The 3,216-nt window shown below is 39.1% G+C and carries 2 protein-coding genes and 1 pseudogene; all 3 read right to left on the bottom strand.

Features of this window, described 5'->3' with window-relative positions:
- Window positions 1-247 precede the first annotated feature (247 nt).
- The gene (locus tag Q0625_RS10215; RefSeq protein ID WP_298826704.1) at window positions 248-1,417 is read right to left on the bottom strand and encodes a DKNYY domain-containing protein; all 1,170 of its coding nucleotides are present in this window, start codon (window positions 1,415-1,417) and stop codon (window positions 248-250) included.
- A 15-nt stretch (window positions 1,418-1,432) separates the two neighbouring features.
- Entirely contained in the window at window positions 1,433-2,494 is a 1,062-nt protein-coding gene (locus Q0625_RS10210) for a DKNYY domain-containing protein (protein WP_298826701.1), read from the bottom strand.
- A 13-nt stretch (window positions 2,495-2,507) separates the two neighbouring features.
- A pseudogene (locus tag Q0625_RS10205) lies at window positions 2,508-3,216 on the bottom strand (DKNYY family protein); the annotation flags it as partial.

Here is a 3,216-nt window from a genome sequence, read left to right as displayed (position 1 = left end):
GACGCTTATATTTCTCAAAGGAACGCCATAAGGAATCTGTACGATGAATATCGGATACAGCCATAGTATCTTGTACCACTGCCTTCTCATTGGTAGTAGTAGCAGGGAGCTGCTTCGCAGGCTTTTGCCCACAAGCGACGAGTAACAAAGTAAGAAGTAAGAGACGATTCATAAGAGTTTTGAGTTTTGAATTTTGAGTTATAGGGTTTTAGATAATGACAAGTAAGTAGTCACTAGTCATTAGTCACTATTCATTAGTTGTTGGTTTATTGGTCATCAATTGCCATCGTTTACTAATATCATAAGTTTGTTGCTCATAGATAACCTTATCGTCTTCTAAGAAAGCATTTTTTCCCCATACGAGCGGAGTGGTATATTTGAAAGGGAGTTTTTCTCCATCCATGTAAATACCATTTTTGTCATAAACAAGGTCTCCAGCGTGCCCTGGCACTATCCCAAAAGTATGAGCATCGTAGGGCGTAGGGTCGCTCATGTGATAAATAGTCTTGCCATCGGAGATATAAGAATAGGTTCCAAAAGTTTGTATCTTGTCAAAATCTCTTTTTTTGATAGGGAGTACTTTTTCTCTAAAGAACACATGGTTTTTGTCCATAAGATAATCTGAAGAAGCGCCTGAAAGGCTATCAATAAAAAGTCCCTTAAGGGTGGCAACATCCATATAGGGTACTTCCTTCCAATAAGGAGCGTCATCTCCCCCAACGTCCAATGTTAAAGCAAGTACATACCGAGAGGTCTTGAAAAAATCCTCTGTCACGAGCTCTACAGGCTCTCCCTTATAAGTGAGGATTTTATCCTTGTAATAAGTATGGTTTTTATCCGCTACTGCATAGGTAATACCAGATAATCTTATATATTGGCTATCAGAACCTTCTATCTTTTTCTCACAGAAATACAAAAACTCCTTGTCCTTGAAATAATAGCATGGAGTATAATAATCATACGCCATTTCAAAGGATTCTGGGTGGGCTACATCCATAGGTTGCGTACCTAAGAACACTTTCTTATTGGTTTTCCAAATAGGCGTATTTTCCTCACTTAGAGGAATATCCTTTACCCCAACTATTTTAAAACCTGTGGTATCCATTGGGAAGAAATAGCCACGGTAATAGATGCCGTTTTTGTCCATGGCAAACCCATCTCCTTTCCCCTTGAAAGTAGCCATATCAGGGCTAAGGCGCAGGGTAGCTTTCTTGCCCTGATAGAGCACATAATCCTCATAGACAACATATTCTTCACTATAGCTATTACCATATTGGTCAGAGAAATAGCCTTTATAGTCATCTGGGTCAGTTATGGACACTATATGAGTGGTTAGTCCCTTTGGGTAATCTTTCTGCTCCGCAGGCTTTTGCTTGCAAGCGACCAGTAACAAAGTACAAAGTAAAAGACGATTCATGATAGTTTTGAGTTGTTATTGATTTATTGGGAAATTATATTCAGTTCCTAAGAACTCTACAAAAACACCACCCCCTATCTTGACCAACCAATAGCCTTCAGCATTTTTGAAGAGATAATAGTTGGTCGCCACAGTGGTATCATTCCCGCACCAGCCACGCCTGTCTCCACGATAGACAGCCAAAAGCTCTGCCTGCTTACTGGCTATAAGCCGAGTTGTATCATAATAAACATAGTCCTTATCGGTAAAAAACAAATCTAAAAAGGCTGGTTGCAAAGAAACTACATCATAGCCCTTCACTGGAGTATATTTTTCTTCTTGACGAATATACACCAAGTTCTTATCCTTATAGAAAGTTACCCCATAGAAAGAACTAAGACGTACAAAAGTCTCTCTATCACAGCCTTGGGGATATTCTTTTTCTTTTTTGTAAGACGATCTTCCTCTATGGCTACTCTTCTTTTCGTTTTTAAGGCGAATACTCTTGTCAACATCTCCTGCTTTTCTTATCTTATAGGCTCTTCTTTCCTCCTCTGTAGTATATTCGATCCTACTATAAAAAGCATTTTTATCCATATATTGGAAATGGCTTTTACTAAAAATAGTCGTAAAGGTATCAGGATCAGCGCCCTCTATTTTTTCAGTATCTAAGTAAACCCCATTATCTGTTTTCCATACATAGGAGTTATCATTTGTCGGGATATAGCCCTCCTCATAATAGGTTCCTTGCATACGGTCAAGTACTTGAAAAGAAGCTGTATCGGAGGGGAAGAAATATCCTTTGTAATACACCCCATTTTTGTCAAAAGCCAATTTTTCCTGATAATCTCCATAGATAAAGGCGAGATCTCTTTTCACCTTGAAGGTCTGCTTATCAGGATAGAATATTTTACGCTGCTTTCCTCCCTGATAAATCGCATATTGCTCATTAACAATATAATTCCGTGTATAGGTTTTCAATTGTCTCTGGTGTAAATCCTTAACTTGTTGTGCTTGCTGCACATACAGGGTATCTTCCTGTGCTACCGCTGTATATATTCCTATACAAAAGAGAAAAATATAAAATATCTTCATCATAGGTTTTGAGTTGCTATTGTTGGTTTAATAATTTACTGACTTGCTCATTGGTCAATGGACACATTGCCCCCTCTCCGCTTAATTCGGCCAACCAATACCCCTGGGCATTCTTAAAGAGGTAGAAATTAGGAGTAGGGGCGGGATACATACCCCAGCCTTTCTCATAGCCCTCATAGATAGCCAAAAGCTCCACGTCCTTGCTTGGGAACAGCCTTGTAGTACCATCATACCAATAATCTTTATCGGCTAAGAAACCATTGGGTACTACCCTTAGAGAAGCATTGTCATAACCCTTTACTACTACATATCTACGTTCGCTCTTCCAATCATGTTGGTTATTATCATACCACTCCTTATAAATCAAATGATAAATCTGCCCCTGGTGCCTCCAAAAGAAATAGGAAAGCTCCTCAAAGCCTGTGGTATCTATTTTTTTATTCTTTTGCTTATCGTCTTGAGAAGGGAATAATTCTCTTAGAGGTGTATTTCCTTCTTTGAGCAGCGCCAACTGCTGGGGGCTGAGGTGAGGTACATAGAGACTATCCTCATAAGTCCTATAATAAGCCTGATCCTCATAGATAAATAGGCTCTGATTATGCATATAGAAAAGGTTTTTCCCATACTCAGGTCGGTTTGTATAGTGGAAAGGCAGCTTTTTACGCCAATTATACACCCCATTCTTATCATACTGATAGTAATAATGCCCTGGAACAATCCCAAAA

Source organism: uncultured Capnocytophaga sp., from assembly GCF_938029845.1.
Taxonomy (GTDB): domain Bacteria; phylum Bacteroidota; class Bacteroidia; order Flavobacteriales; family Flavobacteriaceae; genus Capnocytophaga.
Note: the sequence above shows the minus strand (reverse complement) of the source record. Positions and strands in the feature narration are given on the sequence as shown.